This window comes from Neisseria sp. P0009.S007, from assembly GCF_051962515.1.
This window is the reverse complement of sequence record NZ_JBQCVF010000331.1, coordinates 1-1,442: the sequence shown is the minus strand read 5'-3', so window position 1 is coordinate 1,442 and position 1,442 is coordinate 1. Positions and strand designations below refer to the sequence as shown.

2 protein-coding genes are annotated in these 1,442 nt (G+C 48.2%); one reads left to right on the top strand and one right to left on the bottom strand.

Annotated features, from left to right (window positions below):
• Positions 1–674: type I glyceraldehyde-3-phosphate dehydrogenase (locus ACTHS3_RS13005; RefSeq protein ID WP_440368127.1), on the top strand; the 674-nt coding region annotated here is incomplete at its 5' end.
• 95 nt (positions 675–769) lie between these two features.
• Here ACTHS3_RS13005 and tsaA read toward each other — a convergent pair.
• Positions 770–1,442: tRNA (N6-threonylcarbamoyladenosine(37)-N6)-methyltransferase TrmO (gene tsaA / locus ACTHS3_RS13000; RefSeq protein WP_440368126.1), on the bottom strand; the 673-nt coding region annotated here is incomplete at its 5' end.

The following is a 1,442-nucleotide window of genomic DNA, read 5'->3' as shown; positions in this document are numbered from 1 at the left end:
GTGCCGGTGCGCGCAAAGTTGTGATTTCTGCACCTGGCGGCAATGATGTGAAAACCGTTGTATACGGCGTAAACCAAGATATTTTGGACGGCAGCGAAACTGTTATCTCCGCCGCTTCTTGTACGACTAACTGTCTAGCTCCTATGGCTGCAGTATTGCAAAAAGAATTCGGTATTGTTGAAGGCCTGATGACCACCATCCACGCTTATACCGGCGACCAAAACACCCTTGACGCGCCACACCGCAAAGGCGACTTCCGCCGCGCCCGTGCCGCTGCGTTGAATATCGTACCGAACAGCACCGGTGCCGCTAAAGCCATCGGCTTGGTTATCCCTGAGTTGAACGGCAAACTTGATGGTTCTGCCCAACGCGTTCCTGTAGCCACCGGCTCTTTGACCGAACTGGTTTCTGTTCTCGAACGCCCTGTTACCAAAGAAGAAATCAATGCAGCCATGAAAGCTGCCGCCAACGATGCTTTAGGCTACACTGAAGATCAAATCGTTTCTTCCGACGTTATCGGTATCGAGTACGGCTCACTCTTCGATGCCACTCAAACCCGCGTGATGACTGTTGGCGACAAACAATTGGTGAAAACCGTTGCTTGGTACGACAATGAAATGTCTTACACTTGCCAATTGGTTCGTACCTTGGAATTTTTTGCCAGCAAAATCTAAAGGATAACAGGCTGAATCAATCAGTCTGTGGATAATTAAAAGGCCGTCTGAACATTTCAGACGGCCTTTTGTTTGTAGATAGATTAAATTTGCAATCAGATTGTGGATAGTTTAATCACTGTGGCACATTTGTTTTCTATCCTAAACTGCACTTCATAATCTGCAATATTCATTACATAAACCCGTTCGGGAATATCTTGATAGGCAGGACGGGGATCTTGGGCGATGCTTTGTTCAATGAGATGTTTTTCTTCTGTGGATAAATGTTCCGCAAGCGTACTTTCTGCCCAGACTACACTCAATTCTTCAGGTTTGCCGCTGACAAAGCCTGATGATGCGTCAGGTTTGGATTCCACAAACGGGATGTAGGGTTTGATATCCACTACCGGAGTACCGTCCAACAGGTCTGCACCGCTGCAATAGATGCGGACAGGTTTGCCTGATTCGATGCGTTCGAGTTTTAGCAGGGATAAACCGAGATGATTGGGGCGGTGCGGGCTGCGTGTGGCAAATACGCCCATTTTTTGTTTGCCTCCAAGCCGTGGCGGACGCACCATTTGCGCCCAACCTTCATCCAATACGCCGTGGAAAATAAAACTTATCCACACATAGTCGAAATCTTCCAAGCCCCGAACGCTGTCAGCGGTAAATTCAGGAGTGAGTTCAATGCAAATTTCTGCCGCAGGAACCAAACCTGGTTGGCGGGCAATGCCGAATTTTTGTTTGTAGGGGGAATGAACGGTTGCAATAGGCGTAATCGAATAGGAC